Origin of the sequence: Bacillus sp. EE-W1 (genome assembly GCF_009760835.1) — a bacterium.
GTDB lineage: Bacteria > Bacillota > Bacilli > Bacillales > Bacillaceae_G > Bacillus_A > Bacillus_A wiedmannii.
The window spans coordinates 361,740-378,019 of sequence record NZ_WIPE01000074.1 but is presented as its reverse complement, the minus strand read 5'-3'; the positions used below and the strand labels follow the sequence as shown (position 1 = coordinate 378,019).

The 16,280-nt window shown below is 35.9% G+C and carries 22 protein-coding genes; 16 read left to right on the top strand and 6 right to left on the bottom strand.

Annotated features, from left to right (window positions below; all coding sequences use genetic code 11):
• Positions 1-8: 8 nt before the first annotated feature.
• Genes GFJ36_RS21185 through GFJ36_RS21175 form a run of 3 tightly spaced genes read right to left on the bottom strand, consistent with a single transcriptional unit; the run spans position 9 to position 2,326 of the window.
• Positions 9-1,070: an ABC transporter permease subunit gene (locus GFJ36_RS21185; protein ID WP_157349733.1), complete on the bottom strand. Its 1,062-nt coding sequence runs from the start codon at positions 1,068-1,070 to the stop codon at positions 9-11.
• Positions 1,060-1,941: an ABC transporter ATP-binding protein gene (locus GFJ36_RS21180; protein WP_157349732.1), complete on the bottom strand. Its 882-nt coding sequence runs from the start codon at positions 1,939-1,941 to the stop codon at positions 1,060-1,062. Before GFJ36_RS21180 ends, GFJ36_RS21185 begins: the two co-directional genes overlap by 11 nt.
• On the bottom strand, positions 1,907-2,326 hold the full coding sequence (locus tag GFJ36_RS21175; RefSeq protein WP_046957464.1) for a GntR family transcriptional regulator: 420 nt from the start codon (positions 2,324-2,326) through the stop codon (positions 1,907-1,909). The genes GFJ36_RS21180 and GFJ36_RS21175 overlap by 35 nt, the downstream gene beginning before the upstream one ends.
• A 166-nt stretch (positions 2,327-2,492) precedes the next feature.
• Here GFJ36_RS21175 and dacF point away from each other — a divergent pair, with 166 nt between their 5' ends.
• From dacF to GFJ36_RS21105, 14 genes are all read left to right on the top strand, one after another.
• Complete coding sequence (gene dacF / locus GFJ36_RS21170) at positions 2,493-3,683, top strand: serine-type D-Ala-D-Ala carboxypeptidase DacF (RefSeq protein ID WP_000831992.1); 1,191 nt, start codon at positions 2,493-2,495, stop codon at positions 3,681-3,683.
• A 170-nt stretch (positions 3,684-3,853) separates the two neighbouring features.
• Entirely contained in the window at positions 3,854-4,204 is a 351-nt protein-coding gene (gene spoIIAA, locus GFJ36_RS21165) for an anti-sigma F factor antagonist (RefSeq protein ID WP_000059133.1), read from the top strand.
• Complete coding sequence (gene spoIIAB / locus GFJ36_RS21160; protein ID WP_048546248.1) at positions 4,205-4,645, top strand: anti-sigma F factor; 441 nt, start codon at positions 4,205-4,207, stop codon at positions 4,643-4,645.
• Positions 4,646-4,657: 12 nt separating this feature from the next.
• A complete protein-coding gene (sigF, locus tag GFJ36_RS21155; protein WP_000350733.1) occupies positions 4,658-5,416 on the top strand; it encodes an RNA polymerase sporulation sigma factor SigF in 759 nt (252 codons plus the stop codon).
• 137 nt (positions 5,417-5,553) lie between these two features.
• Positions 5,554-7,080 carry a sodium-dependent transporter gene (locus GFJ36_RS21150; RefSeq protein ID WP_000450092.1) on the top strand — a complete coding sequence of 509 codons (1,527 nt, stop codon included), beginning with the start codon at positions 5,554-5,556 and terminating at the stop codon, positions 7,078-7,080.
• Positions 7,080-7,178, top strand: coding sequence for a methionine/alanine import family NSS transporter small subunit (locus GFJ36_RS21145; protein ID WP_000016829.1), 99 nt, complete (start codon positions 7,080-7,082; stop codon positions 7,176-7,178). The genes GFJ36_RS21150 and GFJ36_RS21145 overlap by 1 nt, the downstream gene beginning before the upstream one ends.
• A 115-nt stretch (positions 7,179-7,293) precedes the next feature.
• Positions 7,294-7,914: a stage V sporulation protein SpoVAA gene (gene spoVAA / locus GFJ36_RS21140; RefSeq protein ID WP_087985124.1), complete on the top strand. Its 621-nt coding sequence runs from the start codon at positions 7,294-7,296 to the stop codon at positions 7,912-7,914.
• A complete protein-coding gene (gene spoVAB, locus GFJ36_RS21135) occupies positions 7,907-8,323 on the top strand; it encodes a stage V sporulation protein SpoVAB (protein ID WP_000572948.1) in 417 nt (138 codons plus the stop codon). The genes spoVAA and spoVAB overlap by 8 nt, the downstream gene beginning before the upstream one ends.
• A 14-nt stretch (positions 8,324-8,337) precedes the next feature.
• The gene (spoVAC, locus tag GFJ36_RS21130; RefSeq protein WP_000147730.1) at positions 8,338-8,796 is read left to right on the top strand and encodes a stage V sporulation protein AC; all 459 of its coding nucleotides are present in this window, start codon (positions 8,338-8,340) and stop codon (positions 8,794-8,796) included.
• A gap of 13 nt (positions 8,797-8,809) precedes the next feature.
• Positions 8,810-9,826 carry a stage V sporulation protein AD gene (gene spoVAD / locus GFJ36_RS21125; protein ID WP_097889640.1) on the top strand — a complete coding sequence of 339 codons (1,017 nt, stop codon included), beginning with the start codon at positions 8,810-8,812 and terminating at the stop codon, positions 9,824-9,826.
• A gap of 3 nt (positions 9,827-9,829) precedes the next feature.
• Complete coding sequence (spoVAE, locus tag GFJ36_RS21120; RefSeq protein WP_000345909.1) at positions 9,830-10,180, top strand: stage V sporulation protein AE; 351 nt, start codon at positions 9,830-9,832, stop codon at positions 10,178-10,180.
• Positions 10,181-10,185: 5 nt separating this feature from the next.
• Entirely contained in the window at positions 10,186-10,755 is a 570-nt protein-coding gene (gene spoVAEA, locus GFJ36_RS21115; RefSeq protein WP_001254416.1) for a stage V sporulation protein SpoVABEA, read from the top strand.
• Positions 10,742-12,214: a spore germination protein SpoVAF gene (gene spoVAF, locus GFJ36_RS21110; protein WP_087985122.1), complete on the top strand. Its 1,473-nt coding sequence runs from the start codon at positions 10,742-10,744 to the stop codon at positions 12,212-12,214. The genes spoVAEA and spoVAF overlap by 14 nt, the downstream gene beginning before the upstream one ends.
• A gap of 96 nt (positions 12,215-12,310) precedes the next feature.
• A complete protein-coding gene (locus tag GFJ36_RS21105) occupies positions 12,311-13,114 on the top strand; it encodes a Cof-type HAD-IIB family hydrolase (protein ID WP_002008448.1) in 804 nt (267 codons plus the stop codon).
• Positions 13,115-13,145: 31 nt separating this feature from the next.
• Here GFJ36_RS21105 and GFJ36_RS21100 read toward each other — a convergent pair whose 3' ends face one another.
• Positions 13,146-14,012, bottom strand: coding sequence for a DUF1002 domain-containing protein (locus tag GFJ36_RS21100; RefSeq protein WP_000850509.1), 867 nt, complete (start codon positions 14,010-14,012; stop codon positions 13,146-13,148).
• A gap of 187 nt (positions 14,013-14,199) precedes the next feature.
• Between GFJ36_RS21100 and GFJ36_RS21095 the strand changes: the two genes are divergently transcribed.
• On the top strand, positions 14,200-14,637 hold the full coding sequence (locus GFJ36_RS21095; RefSeq protein ID WP_000853789.1) for a peptidylprolyl isomerase: 438 nt from the start codon (positions 14,200-14,202) through the stop codon (positions 14,635-14,637).
• Positions 14,638-15,105: 468 nt separating this feature from the next.
• The gene (gene ribT, locus GFJ36_RS21090) at positions 15,106-15,474 is read left to right on the top strand and encodes a GNAT family N-acetyltransferase RibT (protein ID WP_000908397.1); all 369 of its coding nucleotides are present in this window, start codon (positions 15,106-15,108) and stop codon (positions 15,472-15,474) included.
• Positions 15,475-15,494: 20 nt separating this feature from the next.
• On the opposite strand, the gene GFJ36_RS21085 is transcribed toward ribT, so the two are convergent.
• Both GFJ36_RS21085 and GFJ36_RS21080 read right to left on the bottom strand, forming a co-directional pair.
• Entirely contained in the window at positions 15,495-16,013 is a 519-nt protein-coding gene (locus GFJ36_RS21085) for a DUF309 domain-containing protein (protein WP_097889641.1), read from the bottom strand.
• A 97-nt stretch (positions 16,014-16,110) separates the two neighbouring features.
• On the bottom strand, positions 16,111-16,206 hold the full coding sequence (locus tag GFJ36_RS21080) for a YjcZ family sporulation protein (protein ID WP_000510194.1): 96 nt from the start codon (positions 16,204-16,206) through the stop codon (positions 16,111-16,113).
• Between the last annotated feature and the right edge of the window lie 74 nt (positions 16,207-16,280).

Below are 16,280 nucleotides of genomic sequence, written 5' to 3'. Positions count from 1 at the left end.
TCTCTCCTTTAAAAAACTTTATAATTTGTTAGGCGTGATAATACAACATAAGTAATGATTCCAGCGAGAAACAAACTGATATAGTAGTTAGGTAAGAAATAAAATTGATTTATTTTATAGCCACCTAGTAATGCAAAGTAAATGGTTGTCCCCCATATCCATATTTTTAAATGTTTTTGGAAAATAAATATCTTTTGAGTGTTTTCATTTGGTGATCTTGTATATAAATATGCGCCAAGTAGTAAGTAAAATATTGTATAAAAAATCGGGATCAATATGGATTTAGCTGAATAATATCTATAAGATGCTGGATCTCTTAAAGTGTTTGGATCGTTTTCTTTTTTACGTGATTTTGGATCATAATCGTAATAAATAGAAAAATTATATATTGGTGCAACAATATTTGTTTTATTATTTATTTCAGAAAGACTTTCATATAAGTGAGAGTTTCTATTATTTTGAACATTTAAATGATTTATTGTAAAATTGTACAGCAATGAAATAAATGTAAGACCCATTAGTAACCAAGGAATACAAAAAACAACTTGTGAAACAACGCTTCCAGTAAAGGCACCGATACATAATGCAGCTGTATATACTGCAACATATGAAACAATTGCATAAAGAAAGTATCGATGAAATGGCCCGAATGATTGATAATCAAAATGAATCGTTGTTCTATAAATAAAGTACATAAGAATCCAGTTTACAAGGAGAGACCCAATAATCCAAAATGAACCGAAAGCCCATTTAGATAAGAAAACATCTTTTCTTTTAAATGGCATTGTTAAAAGTAGTGCATTAGACTGGCTGCTACGTTCCCACCCTATTAATAGACAAGCAATAGAAATAATAAGGATAGTTATCCAAAAACTATTACCTGTATTTGACCAAAAAGCATAATCATAATAGAACGTTCCCTTTTCATGTAATTTATAATAATTAGCAAGTTGTTGCTGAGCTGCTTTATAGTATCCGAAAGATAGAAGATAAAGTGTATAAAAGAAGAACAGTAGTACAGCATATTTCCCGCGTTTCCAATTCCACGTCCACAACGCCTTATGAAACATAACCATCCTCCTCTAGTGTCGTAACGAAGACATCTTCAAGTGACATTGTTAATTCTTCAATGAGTATAGGTTGTTCTTTATAAAACTTCTCCAATGTTGCAGCCACATTTCCCTCAATTAAGATTGTATATACTTTTCCTGTTTGATTTAATATTTTAATATTGCTTAAGTTTTCTAGTTTTTGAGGTAATGAACGTTCGTAAGCTACTTGTATTTTTGCAAATCGTGATTTGGCATCGTCTAGTGATGTAATAGACGAGATAGTATGGCCTTTTAATATAATAATTGTATCTGCAATTTGTTCCACTTCATCTAAATGGTGAGTTGAGATGAAAATGGTAATCTCTTTTTCTGCCACTTCTCCAACGAGAAACTGTAAAATCTGCCTTTTAACGATAGGATCAAGTCCGTTTGTCGGTTCATCCAAAATGATATATTCTGCTTTTGTAGAAACGGCTAAAATGATGGCAAGCAATGCTTTCATCCCTTTTGAATAACTACGAATTCGTTTGTTTGGTAAGTTAAAACGTTCTAACAGTTCATAGAAATATGCTTCATCAAATGCGTTATAAACTTCTTTATAAAACTTTACAATTTCTTTTACCGTATATCCGTTCAATATGTTAGTAGAATCCGGAACATATACGAATTTTTGCTTTATTTCAGGACAATGATGAATGTTTGTATCCTCATATGTAACAGTCCCTGCATCAGGGTCTAAAATGCCGACCATCGTTCGTAATAAAGTTGTTTTGCCCGCACCGTTTCTTCCAAGTAATCCGATGATACTTCCTTTTTGTAATGTGAAAGAAACATCGTCTAAAATTGTTTGATTATCAATTGTTTTCTTGAGGCTTGTCACTTTCAGCATCCGTATTTCCTCCAATCTCTTTATAGTATGAATCTATCCAATCATGAATTTTATCTTTCGTAATACCAAGATAAGAGGCTTCTAATAGTAATTGATGAAATTGCTTTTCAACCATAGCGATTTTCCTTTCGTCTAATGTTGGGGTAATCGATTGGGATACAAATGTTCCTTTTCCTCGTAATGTTTCAATAATCCCTTGTCGCTCTAACTCTTGATACGCTTTACTTACTGTATTTGGATTTATAACGAGTAAAGAAGCGAGTTCGCGTACAGAAGGAAGTTTATCACTTGGAGCTAACATGTTTTTCAATACGAGTTCTTTTATATTTTGAACAATTTGTTCCCATATCGGAGTGTTGCTTCTTGGATCAAGTTGAATATGCAAGAGCAATGTCTCCTTTCTGACTTGTATTAAGTGTACTACTGTATGTAATACACTTAATACAATATAGGTGATGAATATATTTGTCAACTGAAAATATTAGAAAAATATGGTATTAAAAAATAATAAATTGGAAAAAATAGGTTTGATATAGAATGGAGGGTTAGTCATGAAGCGAGTTTTTGGAATACTTGTTTGTTTCATGTTATTGCTTTCTGGTACTTCAGTTAGTTTCGCACAATCTGAGAAGACGAAGCAGGAAAAAACAGAAGAAACAACACCGAAGTTAGCGGAACAAGCGTCATCAGCAATTGTAATTGAACAAGATACAGGTAAAGTTTTGTTTGATAAAAATCCAAATGAGAAGTTACCACCTGCTAGTATGACGAAGATTATGACAATGCTATTAATTATGGAACAAGTTGAAAAAGGAAAACTAAAACTGACCGATAAAGTTAGAGCAAGTGAGCATGCAGCTTCAATGGGTGGGTCACAAATCTTTTTAGAGCCTGGAGAAGAGATGACTGTAAATGAAATGCTAAAGGGTATTGCTATTGCATCTGGAAATGATGCGTCAGTTGCAGTAGCGGAGCATATCGCAGGTTCAGAAGAAGGTTTTGTAAATATGATGAACAAAAAAGCGAAAGATTTAGGACTGAAAAATACTCATTTTCAAAACCCAACAGGTCTTCCGGCTAAAGACCATTATTCCACAGCAAATGATATGGCTATAATGGCAAAAGAATTGATGAAGTACCCACTTATTCGCAAATATACAGGTAAATACGAAGACTATTTACGAGAAGATACGGATAAGAAGTTTTGGCTCGTGAATACGAATAAGTTAGTACGTTTTTATCCTGGAGTAGATGGTGTGAAAACGGGCTTTACGACAGAAGCAAAATATTGTTTAACAGCATCGGCTGAAAAAAATGGCATGCGTGTTATTTCAGTTGTTATGGGAGCACCTACATCGAAAGAACGGAATAATCAAGTAACAAAGCTTCTTGACTATGCATTTGGACAATATATGACAAAGAAATTGTATACACGTGGCGAAAAAATTAAGACTGTACAAGTAGGAAAAGGGAAAAAAGAAAAAGTAGATTTAGTTGCGTCAGACAATGTGTCTCTTCTTATGAAGAAGGGCGAAAATATGGACAAAGTAAAGCAAGAAGTAATTGCTGAAAAGAAAGTGAAAGCGCCGATTAAAAAAGGTGACGCGCTGGGTACACTTGTTATTAAAAAAGATAAAGATGTTTTATTAAAACAAACAATTGTAGCAAAAGAAGATGTTGCTGCAGCGAGCTGGTGGGAGTTATTTAAAAGAAGTTTTGGGATGTTTTCAACATCAAAATAGCGGCAAACATTTTGCCGCTTTTCTATTCGTATGAAAGTAAATAATTGCCGAATGTTTTCACTTTATGGCGAAATAGTTCTTCTTTTGTCAGCAGGAAGGATTCTTATGTTGTATCACGAAAATCTTTATGTATGTAAATGAGTAAAGTTTGAGCATAAGGAGGAAATCGTGTGAGTCTTTCCATGCAATTAGAAGTAAAGCGTGACGTCCTATGTGTGAGACTAGCGGGTGAATTAGATCATCATACTGCTGAAGAGTTGCGAACGAAAGTAACAGATATGATTGAGACACATGGTGTTCATCATATTGTTTTGAGCCTAGAGAACTTATCGTTTATGGATAGTTCTGGTTTAGGTGTTATATTAGGCCGATATAAGCATGTAAAGGGATTAGGTGGAGAAATGGTTGTTTGTGCAATTTCACCGCCTGTTAAGCGTTTATTTGAAATGTCGGGCTTATTTAAAATTGTTCGCTTAGAAGAAAGTGAAGCGCATGCGCTCGCGACGTTGGGGGTGGCATAAATGAGAAATGAAATGAACCTTCAATTTTCAGCATTAAGTCAAAATGAATCATTCGCTCGCGTTACAGTAGCTGCTTTCATTGCGCAACTAGATCCAACGATGGAAGAACTTACGGAGATTAAAACAGTTGTGTCAGAAGCAGTTACGAATGCAATTATTCATGGATACGATGGAAATGCAGAAGGTGTTGTTTATATTTCTGTAATTTTGGAAGAAGCAATGGTGAAACTCACGATTCGAGATGAAGGGATTGGCATCTTTGATTTAGATGAAGCAAGACAACCCCTTTTTACAACTAAACCTGAATTAGAGCGTTCCGGAATGGGATTTACTATCATGGAAAATTTTATGGATGAAGTAGAAGTTATTTCAAACGAATCTTTCGGGACAACAATCCATTTGACAAAATACTTATCAAATAGTAACGCTCTATGCAATTAAGGAGAATAGCCTATGGACATAGAGGTCAAAAATGAGAAGAAGAAACCTCAGTTAAAGGACCACGAGCTAAAAGCGTTAATTCAACAAAGTCAAGATGGAGATCAACAAGCGAGAGATACAATCGTTCAAAGTAATATGCGTCTCGTATGGTCGGTTGTGCAGCGTTTTCTTAATCGAGGATACGAACCAGACGATTTATTTCAAATTGGATGTATTGGGCTCTTAAAATCGGTAGATAAATTTGATTTATCTTTCGACGTGAAATTTTCAACATATGCAGTTCCAATGATTATTGGAGAAATACAACGATTTTTACGTGATGATGGATCAGTGAAAGTAAGTAGATCTTTAAAAGAAACAGGAAATAAAATTCGAAAGATGAGAGACGAGCTTTCGAAAGAATTCGGAAGGGCACCAACGATTAACGAAGTAGCCGAAGCGTTAGAACTAACGCCAGAAGAAGTGGTTCTGGCGCAAGAAGCGAGTCGTGCTCCTTCATCCATACATGAAACGGTGTATGAAAACGATGGAGATCCAATCACTATTTTAGATCAAATTGCTGATCAATCTGAAACGAAATGGTTTGATAAAATTGCTTTAAAAGAAGCAATTAGAGAATTAGATGATCGAGAACGTTTAATTGTATATTTACGCTACTATAAAGACCAAACCCAATCAGAAGTAGCGGAGCGCATAGGTATTTCGCAAGTACAAGTTTCAAGACTTGAAAAGAAAATATTAAAACAGATGAAAGATCGAATAGATGAGTAGCTATCTATTCGATTTTTTTTATAACTTTAATTTAGTAGGGATTGTAAACTTTCGTAAAAATTAACAGAATTTATTGATAATTTAGTAAATTTAAAATATAATCCAAGTATGAACTTGTCACAAAGGGGGAAGGAAATATGGAAACGAGGCAACAATGGGGAACGAGGGCCGGATTCATTTTCGCAGCGGTCGGCTCTGCCGTTGGATTAGGAAACATATGGCGTTTTCCTTATACAGCGTATGAAAATGGGGGAGGCGCATTCTTTTTACCGTACTTATTCGCATTATTAACGACTGGTATTTCATTATTGGCGTTTGAATTTGCTCTTGGGCATCGTCATCGTGGTTCGGCGCCACTTACATTCTTCCGTATTAGTCCGCGTGCTGAATTTATCGGATGGTGGCAAATGTGTGTAACGTTTATCGTTTCAACATATTATGCAGTAATTATTGCTTGGTCTATTTCCTATACGTACTTTGCAATTACTGGAGCATGGGGGAAAGACACGCAATCATTTTTATTTAAAGAGTATTTGCATGTTGCAGATAAGCCTGGACAGTTTGGAGGGCTCGTACCGGAAGTATTAATTCCATTAGCTCTCGTTTGGATTATCGTGCTCGGTGTAGCATTTAAAGGAGTTAAAAAAGGAATCGAAGTTGTTAATCGTATTTTCATCCCTTTATTAGTTGTTATGTTCCTTATTATCGTAGTTCGTGCAGTGACGATGGAAGGTGCAATGCAAGGGTTGGATGCATTCTTCAAACCAGATTGGAGTCGTATTTTTGATGGGAAAGTATGGCTTGCTGCTTATGGTCAAATTTTCTTTAGCTTATCTTTAGCATTTGGAATTATGATTACGTATTCTAGTTATTTACCGAAAAACTCAGATACAACAAATAATGCCTTTATTACTGGCTTTGCAAACTCAGGATTTGAATTGTTAGCTGGGATTGGGGTCTTTGCAGCTCTTGGATTTATGGCAAATAATATGGGAGTACCAGTTGATAAAGTAGCAAGTGCTGGTGTAGGACTTGCGTTCGTAGTATTCCCGCAAATCATTAATGAGTTACCGATGTCACCGTTATTTGGCGTATTATTTTTCTTATCATTAACGGTTGCTGGAATTACATCCCTCATTTCACTTGCGGAAGTATGTTTTGCTGCCGTATCTGAAAAGTTCAGCTTAAGTCGCCAAAAAACAATTGGAATTATGGGGACGCTTCTCGTACTAGTTTCTCTTGTTTTTGCAACACGTGGCGGGCTTATGTTCCTAGATGTTGTTGATTATTTCGCTAATAACTTCGGATTAATTTCAATTGCATTAGCGGAAGTGGTTACGATAGGGCTCATTCTACGCCGTTTACCAGTTTACCAAAATCATGCAAACTTCGTATCTGATATTAAGTTAGGGACGTTTTGGAGAGTAAGTTTACTCGTTATTACCCCGCTTATGTTAGGGTACATGTTAATTGATGGCACAATCCAAAATATTAAAAAGAACTACGGAGATTATCCAACGGAGTTTGTCGTAACATATGGTTGGTCAATTGCAGCAGCCTTCCTTATCGTTGCACTAATCATTAGTATAAAGAAATGGAATGCACAAATACATTCAGATTCTGCTAAGCTTGAAAAAGAATGGAAAGATCGGGGTGTTTCATAATGAGCGGATCAGCGATTATGATGATGGTGATTGGTATGGTAGTCATTTGGGGAGGACTCGCATTAAGTATTGCAAATTTATTTAAGAAAAAGGCATAAACTAAAAAACATCTGTATCGAAACGGTACAGATGTTTTTTTATGAAAAAATTGTATTAGAAAAAATTCAATAACCATACTACAACTACGAGGAAGAGTGAAGAGGTGAATAGAAATTGGAACAAACAATTTATATTAAAATGCGTAATCGATTAAAAGTTTCTCCTACGTATGAAGTGAAACTACGTGATGTCGCTCAACTTGCCGGAGATACTGAGGTAGTTGAGTCGTTACAGGATGAGGTAGTTTACAAAATAACAGCGCATGATAAGACACATGTTGTAATTGATGTTATGAAAATTATTGAGATTATTAGGCGAAAAGCGGCTCATATACAAATTAATTTACTCGGTTCTGGACAAACTCTTGTTGAAATTATATATGAAAAAAAGAAAGTACATCCGGTTTTCTTCGGACTTGTATGGTTGTTACTTTTTATTGGAGCGGCTCTTGCGATCATTTATTTCCATGAAGATGTAAGCATGCAACAAGTGCACCAGCGGTTATATTACATGATTACGGGAGAATTTAAGGCGCAGCCACTGCTATTTCAAATTCCTTATTCAGTAGGTCTTGGGTTAGGTATGGTCTTATTTTTTAATCATGTATTTCAAAAGCGAATTAATGAAGAGCCGAGTCCGTTAGAAGTGGAGATGTTCCAATATCAGCAGTCACTTGACCAATATGTAATTGTTCATGAAAACAAGGACAATATGAAACAACTTGCCGATGATTGAGTCTGGGCTTGTTATTTTAATTGGTTTAGCGGGAGGAATTGCAGTGGGTAGCGGATATGTCGCATTTTTAGCTGTACTTGGTATAATCCCCCGTCTAGCTCAATTAACGAGAAGTGGAAAGCACATTCAATATTTTGAGTGGGCGGTTATTGCAGGTACGTTAACAGGAGCTTGGTGTAGTTTGAAAAACATTACATTTCAAACGTCGCAATATTGGCTTGTTATATTAGGAATATTTTGTGGCACATTCATTGGAATGCTTGCAGCCGCATTAACAGAAGTGTTAAATGTTTTACCTATTTTAGCGAAACGAGTAGGGGTAGAAGGGAAAATCGTTGTTTTACTCGTTGCTCTTGTACTTGGCAAAGTAATAGGCTCATTGTTTCACTGGATTTATTTCGTAAAGTAGGAGGCAGTATATAAATGACAGGGCGAAAACTAAAGGATGATTACATAAATAAAGTGAAGGAGTACCATCCAAAACCAAACTATTTCCTAAATTGTGTCAAGGCATTTCTTGTAGGTGGATTCATTTGTACTGTCGGAGAAGTATTGATGAAATTTTATATACATTATTTTCATTTCAGTGAACAAGAGGCAGGAAATCCGACAGTTGCAACGCTTGTATTATTATCGGCGATTTTAACAGGTTGTGGTGTATATGATAAAATCGGTCAATTTGCTGGAGCGGGATCGGCCGTACCTGTTACGGGATTTGCGAATTCTATGGCGAGCGCTGCGCTAGAACATAAGAGTGAAGGAATTGTGCTTGGGGTTGCTACAAATATGTTTAAGCTAGCGGGAAGTGTTATCGTTTTTGGGGTCGTTGGTGCATACGTTATTGGATTAATAAGATATACTTTTAACATTTTTATGTCTTAAAGGAGGGGCTAGTATGAGGTTGACCGGAAAACAAACGTGGGTATTTCAAAATGATATTTATGTGAATGCAACCGGTACTGCTGTCGGTCCAAAAGAAGCTGAGGGCCCTCTTGGGAAGGATTTTGATATTTCATATGATGATTTACATTGCGGAGAGGAAAACTGGGAACTTGCTGAACGAAGGTTAATGTCAGATTCAATTCAACAAGTCTTGCAAAAAGGAAATGTAAAAACATCACAAATTGATTTCTTTTTAGCGGGTGATTTATTAAATCAAACAGTGACAGCAAATTATGTTGCGCGTAGGTGGGGGATTCCCTTTTTAGGGATGTTTAGCGCTTGTGCAACCTCGATGGAGACTTTAGCGGTTGGATCAGCCTTTATAGATGGTGGATTCGCAAATCGTGTTTTAGCGACGGTAAGTAGTCATAATGCAACGGCTGAAAGACAGTTCCGTTATCCAACAGAGTATGGGGGACAAAAACCAGGAACAGCAAATTCCACTGTTACAGGTGCGGGATCCATATTAATTAGTAAAGAAAAAAGTGCTATTAAAATTACGGCAGCTACGATTGGAAAAGTGCAAGATTTAGGGATTGCGAATCCTTTAGATATGGGGTCGGCGATGGCACCTGCTGCTGCTCATACAATTCAACAACACTTTGAAGATTTGAAGAGAAGTGCAGCAGATTATGATTTGATTGTTACTGGTGATTTATCAGCTATTGGGACACCAATAGCAAAACAACTGTTACTGGAAGAAGGTTATGATCTTGGGCATATATATAATGATTGCGGATTAATGATTTATAATCCCGGTCAAGAAGAAGTATTTGCCGGTGGTAGTGGTTGTGCTTGTTCAGCTGTTGTCACATATGGTCATTTATTAAGCGAGATGCAAAAAGGGAATTTACAACGAATTTTTGTCGTTGCTACTGGTGCGTTATTAAGTCCGATGATGATGCAGCAGAAAGAAACCATTCCAACAATTGCACATGGTGTCGTATTTGAGAGAGTGAAGGGAGAGTGAATTGTGGATTTTATATATGCATTTCTTGTAGGAGGCGCCATTTGTGTAATTGGACAGGTATTGTTAGATTTCGCAAAGTTAACACCAGCCCATTTAATGGCTACCTTTGTAGTTATAGGAGCAGTTTTAGATGGATTTGGATTGTACGATAAGCTTATAAAGTTTGCTGGTGCTGGGGCGACAGTTCCTATTACAAGTTTTGGACATTCACTATTACATGGGGCAATGCATGCGGCAGAAAAACACGGATATATTGGGATTGGTATGGGTATGTTTAGTTTAACGTCTGCAGGCATTTCTGCAGCGATATTATTTTCATTTTTTGTAGCACTTATATGTAAACCGAAAGGATAAATCAAATGAGACGAAGGGTTGTTTTGGTCACAGATGGAGATGAATATGCAAAGCGAACAATTGAGCTTTTAACGAAGGAATTTGGGGGAAGGTGTATTTCAGCATCACAAAGTAATCCAACCAAATTGACAGGGAAGAAAGTTGTTGAGCTTATTATGCAAACGCCATATGACCCTGTATTTGTCATGTTTGATGACAGTGGATTTATTGGAGAAGGATCTGGTGAAAAGGCTTTAAAATATGTAGCCACACATAAACAAATTGATGTACTGGGGATTTTGGCAGTAGCGTCTAATACACATCATTGGGAATGGGCACGTGTAGATGTCAGTGTAGATCGAAACGGGAATTTAACCGAATACGGTGTTGATAAATTTGGACTTCCAGATGGTGAAATTGGCAGAATTAGCGGAGATACAATTTATTGTTTAGATGATCTGAATGTTCCTGTCATTGTGGGAGTTGGTGATATTGGTAAGATGTGTGGAAACGATGAATGGGAGAGAGGATCACCTATTACTAGAAAAGCGATTCAATTAATTTTGGAAAGGAGTGGTTTTTATGACGAAGCCTAAAAAAGTGGATATCCCTATTTCATCTTTCATAAGTGATAATGAAAATTACTTAAAGCAAACAGCTGGACTGGGTGTTACATACGACGTTGGCATTCGTAAATTTCAAATTTTAAATAAAGAAATTGGTGTGTTATTTGTAAACGGACTTTGTGATACAAATTATATTATCCCTATTTTAGAAGAAGCGGTGGATACAAATGAGATAAGGGATGTAGAAGAAGATACAGTGAAGCTTTTAGAGAATCGTTTAATCCATCAACAAGTAAGCAAAGTGAAAACGATGGATGAGGTAATGCTCCAAGTATTATCAGGACTTATCGTTATATTTGTGGAAGGTGAAACGGAAGCGTTCGCAATAGATGTTCGCAGCTATCCAGGACGAACACCGACAGAACCTGATACTGAAAAAGTAGTACGCGGTGCGAGGGATGGATTTGTTGAAAATATCGTTGTAAATACAGCGTTAATTCGTAGGAGAATTCGAGATCCACGTCTTCGAAATGAAATGATTCGAGTAGGAGATAGATCCCAAACTGATATTTGTATTACATATGTTCAAGATGTTGCAAATCCAGATTTAGTAAAGATTATAAAGCAAGAATTAAATAACATTGATGTCGATGGAATTACGATGGCGGATAAAACAGTGGAAGAATTTGTTGTAAAGCAAAGCTATAATCCATTCCCGCTTATTCGATATACAGAAAGACCGGATGTAGCGGCGAATCATTTATTAGAAGGACATGTGTTAGTACTAGTTGATACATCACCGAGTGCTATGATTACTCCAACAACATATTTCCACCATTTACAGCATGCGGAAGAGTTTAGACAAAATCCAGCTGTCGGTACATTTTTACGTTGGGTACGCTTTTTAGGTGTCTTATTCTCCTTATTTTTACTACCATTTTGGTTAGTGTTTGTATTTGATCCAACTCTTTTACCAGAAAAACTTGCTTTCATTGGACCGACTAAGATGACACATTTACCAATTCTATTACAGGTGTTGATGGCCGAAATCGGACTTGAGTTTTTAAGGATGGCAGCCATTCATACGCCAACGCCGTTATCTTCTGCTGCAGGGTTAATTTCCGCCATATTAATTGGTCAAATAGCAATCGATGTAGGTTTGTTTGTACCAGAAGTTATTTTGTATGTAGCAGTTTCTATGATCGGTGCATATGCAACACCGAGTTATGAATTAGGATTAGGAAATAAAGTTGGAAAATTGTTTGTTATTATTTTAACAGGTCTCTTCCATGAGATGGGATTTGTAATTGGTATGACGATATTGATTTTATTTTTAACGTCTATAAAAAGTTTACAAACGCCTTATTTATGGCCGTTTTTACCATTTGATTGGGGTGCATTAACAAAAATTCTACTTCGCCCGACGATGTCTAGTTTAAAAGTACGACCAAGTATTGTAAGACCTCAAAATGTAAAAAGACAAAAATAAACGGGATTATACACCCGTTTATTTTTTTAGCAAAAATTTATTGTTTTTTAACAAAAATCAAACATTTTTTGTGTACACTTAGAGTAGATATTGTGTATGGAAGGGGAAGAGGACATGATTAAATTATTTGTAAGTGATTTAGATGATACGCTCGTTTACAATGTGAATCATATGCAAAAAGAAGATGAACGTGCACTTTGTTGGTTAGCTGAAAAAGGGACAAATATTTGTTTTGCCTCTGGCCGCTTTACTCATCGAATTGATGAAGTCGTAAATAGGTTTGCATTCCCGTATTACACAACTAGTTTAAATGGAGCAACGATGTTACTGCCGGATGGAAAAATATTTCATGAATCAAGTTTTGAAGATGGGATTGCCCAGGAAATATATCGATATATCCATAAAAAGGGACTAGCAGATATTGTTTGTGCAAATGAGCAACGGTATACAAAAAGAAAAAATGAACATCATCATACTTTTGAAACGTATATGGGCGTGCATATTGCTGAGATAGAAGCATTAGAAGAGGAATTTGGTAAGACTGTACATCCTGCGAAATTGTTTGTTTTTGGGGAAGAAGAGACAATTGCAGCATTAGATCAAGAGTTACGAGATACATTTCAGAGCGAAGCGGAAGTTTTTATGTCTGGTAAACGCTATGTTGACATTATGCCAAGGGGAGTAAGTAAAGGGAGTGCTTTAAGGCGACTAATGGAACATTTACAAATTGAAGCAAATGAAGTTGCATGCATTGGAGATTCTTTCAATGATATTTCTATGTTTGAAGTAACTCCGCATTCATTTACTCTACATCATGCTCATCCATATGTGAAGAATAAGGCAAATCATATTGTTCGTTCGGTCGAAGAAGCTGTTATGAAATTGCCATTACTTGTATAAAAAAAGAAGCTCGTCACTGACGAGCTTCTTTTTACTTGAATAACGATTTAACAAAATCAATGATACTTGAGAAGAAATCTTTAACTTTATCTAGGAAACCTTGCCCTTCTTCAGATCCTAAAAAGGCAGAAACGTGTTCTTTTGCTTTATTTAACTGACTGCCAACTTGATTCCAATCGATATTAAGATTTTTCATTTTATCAAATAGCGCAACTAAGTTATCTAACTGTTCATCCGTTAATGTAATACCAAGTTGATCCGCAATTTTTTTAATTAATGAACGTAAATCTTCAGTCGTTTTTGGCTGTTCTTTGGCAATTTCTTCTTTAATTTTTGCAACAAGTTGAACTGCTTTTTCTTCACCAATTTTATCGCCGAGCTGGGCTGTTTGCACCATTTCTTCATTGGCTACTTTTTTTACTTCCTCAGGAATTGCTTTGTTCGATGTTGTTTCATAGGCTTTCATTAAACCGGTTAAAGCAGCAGTTCCTGAAACTTTAAATGGTGCAGTAATTTGAATTTCTGCATCTTTCACACCTGCTGTAATAAGTGCGTTTGTGTACATTGCATCTGTTATCGAATTAATGTTTTTTGAACGTACAATGAGACCAGAACCTGGCTTTGTGTATGTAATCATAGAAGAGGAAATTGCTCTCGTACCAATTTGGGCTTTTGGAACAATCCCTTCTAGAAATTTATGTTCTTCCGCATTAGACACAGTAATGATTGTAGCATCTTTTGGTGCTTTCATTTCTTTTAACAGATCTTGTTTTTGTTGTTCAGACAAGTTTTCTCCTAGTGTAACAATTGATTCTCCTTCGATGATGTCTGCAAACGAAGCTGTTGGCATCATAAATACCGTTACAGCCAATAGCAGAGCTAGTAATTTCGTTTTCACGAAAAATCGCTCCCTTTCTCTTTCTAAAATTTTCGGGCAACACAGTTATTATAGTATATATTTCTTATTTGTCACCTAGCTTTTTCCACATTTCGAAAAAGAAGTATCTAGATTGTCGGATTCTTTTTGTTTCTAGTCATGAATGTGGTAATATAGTGCTGAGATAGTTGAAAGGAGACATATACGTATGAAAACTTTAGGATACATATTAATGGAAAATGGTGAAAAAATCGAGTTAGAATTTTTCCCAGAAGAGGCACCAAAAACAGTAGAAAACTTTAAAAAACTAGCAGAGCAAGGATTTTATGATGGTGTGACATTCCACCGCGTTATTCCTGGCTTCGTAAGCCAAGGTGGAGATCCAACAGGAACAGGTGCAGGTGGCCCAGGTTACTCTATCCCATGTGAAACTGATGGAAATCCTCATAGACACCTTGTAGGTTCACTTTCTATGGCTCATGCTGGCCGTAATACAGGCGGTAGCCAATTCTTTGTTGTTCATGAGCCACAACCGCATTTAGATGGTGTACATACTGTATTCGGTAAAGCAACAAGCGGTATTGAAACAGTATTAAACATGCGTCAAGGCGATGTAATGAAAGAAGTTAAAGTTTGGGAAGAATAAGTTAATGGGAAAAGAGAGCTATGGCTCTCTTTTTTGTTTTTTAATAGGAACGGGTATTTCGTTTGCAGTACATGATACAAGTAGTACTGTTATTGTAGCGAAAATATGGCGCTTATAAGAACAAAATTTTAACAAATTACATAGAATACATTAGATTTCATGTTTCAATAAATATTTTTATTACATTAATTTTGCTAGAATTCATTTGCTCTCAGGTGATGAATATTGGAGTGGTAATGAGCGGTGGATGTTTCTTTTTACTTTCATATAACAGCGTTTCTTTGTTAATCTACTTAGAAAAAATAGTACTGAAACATATATTTGACTTTCTTCTTTTCGCTTTGTATGATTATCAAGTTGTTTTAGGCCCTTCTCACTCTGTTGAAAATATTGTAAAATGAATGTGATATGAAAAGAGTGGTTGAGGGGATTAATAGTTTGTAACTTTTGTAAGAAGGGATAAGGGTTATGTTAATTCGTTTTAAAAAAAGTTATGAAAAGATTGCAATGGGGCTTCTTTCATTTATGCCAACTGAAAAAGATGTGAAAACATTACAATTGACTATGAAAGATTATGAGGCAAAGGATGATTGGCAATTGTATTTGTGGAAACAAAACGAAGATTTTGTTGGGATAATGGGGATTGTAAAAAAAGAGAATCAAGTGTTGGAAATTCAGCATTTGAGTGTGAACCCGTCTCATCGTCATATGGGTATTGGAACGAAGATGGTTCAAGAGTTAAAGAGTAAATTTCTTGAGTTTACAATTTGCGGAAATGAGCAAACAGCAAGTTTTTGCAAAAAGTGTAAAGGGCTAGAACAAAATATACATTCGTAAAAGCAGAGATAAGTGGTTTATTATCTCTGCTTTCTTTTTTGTAATTGTTCGTTTCGTTCAGCGATAACCTCTGTTCGATCACGTAATGTGTGCTTATGTATTATATATTCATTAGAAGTAGCATTCACGTCTTTCCAAGGAAGGTTTTGTTTCTGGCATAATTCCATGCAGTGCTTTTCTAATGCTGTATCCGATAACGGTAAAAATAACGGTGTAAAACTCTCTTCTTTCTGTATAGATTGCAATCTATCCTGGAGTAAGCATAGAAGTTGTGTCTGATTTATTCCTAAACGTAGTAAAGGTGCACTGTTTTTTTCTAAAATCGTTATGGCGCTTTTCATCATCTTTTCTGAGCCATTCCAGTTAGAGCGTCTTTGATGGTATAAAGAAACTGCAATTTGAATAAGACCGACTAAATAATTATCACGATTTCCTCTCGGTTTTGTTTTCCAAAATTCTTCCAGTGTTTCGTGGCATTCAAAATAATCATAATCTCCGTGAAAATGAATTAAAAATTGTATGTATTCGGTAGGATACATTTTCTTCACCCCTGTTTAACGGTTATAAATACAAGTGTATCATAGAAATATAAACAATAAACGACTAGGGAATTGTCCCTAGTCGTTATTGTTCATATTAGCAGAAGCAAGCTGCCCCTACAATAATTAGTAAAATAAACAATACAACAAGTAATGCGAACCCACCGCTAAAACCGCAATCAACGTGACCCATAGTTTTTTGACCTCCTACATTGTTCTTACTACACTGTTATCATATGAAGCGGTGGGCATGATGATATAGGCATA

What these genes read in the sequence shown, in the direction of transcription:
- GFJ36_RS21185 (WP_157349733.1), bottom strand. Translation starts at nt 1,070, where the DNA reads ATGTTTCATAAGGCGTTGTGGACGTGGAATTGGAAACGCGGGAAATAT.
- GFJ36_RS21180 (WP_157349732.1), bottom strand. Translation starts at nt 1,941, where the DNA reads ATGCTGAAAGTGACAAGCCTCAAGAAAACAATTGATAATCAAACAATT.
- dacF (WP_000831992.1), top strand. Translation starts at nt 2,493, where the DNA reads ATGAAGCGAGTTTTTGGAATACTTGTTTGTTTCATGTTATTGCTTTCT.
- spoIIAB (WP_048546248.1), top strand. Translation starts at nt 4,205, where the DNA reads ATGAGAAATGAAATGAACCTTCAATTTTCAGCATTAAGTCAAAATGAA.
- sigF (WP_000350733.1), top strand. Translation starts at nt 4,658, where the DNA reads ATGGACATAGAGGTCAAAAATGAGAAGAAGAAACCTCAGTTAAAGGAC.
- GFJ36_RS21150 (WP_000450092.1), top strand. Translation starts at nt 5,554, where the DNA reads ATGGAAACGAGGCAACAATGGGGAACGAGGGCCGGATTCATTTTCGCA.
- GFJ36_RS21145 (WP_000016829.1), top strand. Translation starts at nt 7,080, where the DNA reads ATGAGCGGATCAGCGATTATGATGATGGTGATTGGTATGGTAGTCATT.
- spoVAB (WP_000572948.1), top strand. Translation starts at nt 7,907, where the DNA reads ATGATTGAGTCTGGGCTTGTTATTTTAATTGGTTTAGCGGGAGGAATT.
- spoVAC (WP_000147730.1), top strand. Translation starts at nt 8,338, where the DNA reads ATGACAGGGCGAAAACTAAAGGATGATTACATAAATAAAGTGAAGGAG.
- spoVAD (WP_097889640.1), top strand. Translation starts at nt 8,810, where the DNA reads ATGAGGTTGACCGGAAAACAAACGTGGGTATTTCAAAATGATATTTAT.
- spoVAEA (WP_001254416.1), top strand. Translation starts at nt 10,186, where the DNA reads ATGAGACGAAGGGTTGTTTTGGTCACAGATGGAGATGAATATGCAAAG.
- spoVAF (WP_087985122.1), top strand. Translation starts at nt 10,742, where the DNA reads ATGACGAAGCCTAAAAAAGTGGATATCCCTATTTCATCTTTCATAAGT.
- GFJ36_RS21105 (WP_002008448.1), top strand. Translation starts at nt 12,311, where the DNA reads ATGGAAGGGGAAGAGGACATGATTAAATTATTTGTAAGTGATTTAGAT.
- GFJ36_RS21095 (WP_000853789.1), top strand. Translation starts at nt 14,200, where the DNA reads ATGAAAACTTTAGGATACATATTAATGGAAAATGGTGAAAAAATCGAG.
- ribT (WP_000908397.1), top strand. Translation starts at nt 15,106, where the DNA reads ATGTTAATTCGTTTTAAAAAAAGTTATGAAAAGATTGCAATGGGGCTT.
- GFJ36_RS21085 (WP_097889641.1), bottom strand. Translation starts at nt 16,013, where the DNA reads ATGTATCCTACCGAATACATACAATTTTTAATTCATTTTCACGGAGAT.
- GFJ36_RS21080 (WP_000510194.1), bottom strand. Translation starts at nt 16,206, where the DNA reads ATGGGTCACGTTGATTGCGGTTTTAGCGGTGGGTTCGCATTACTTGTT.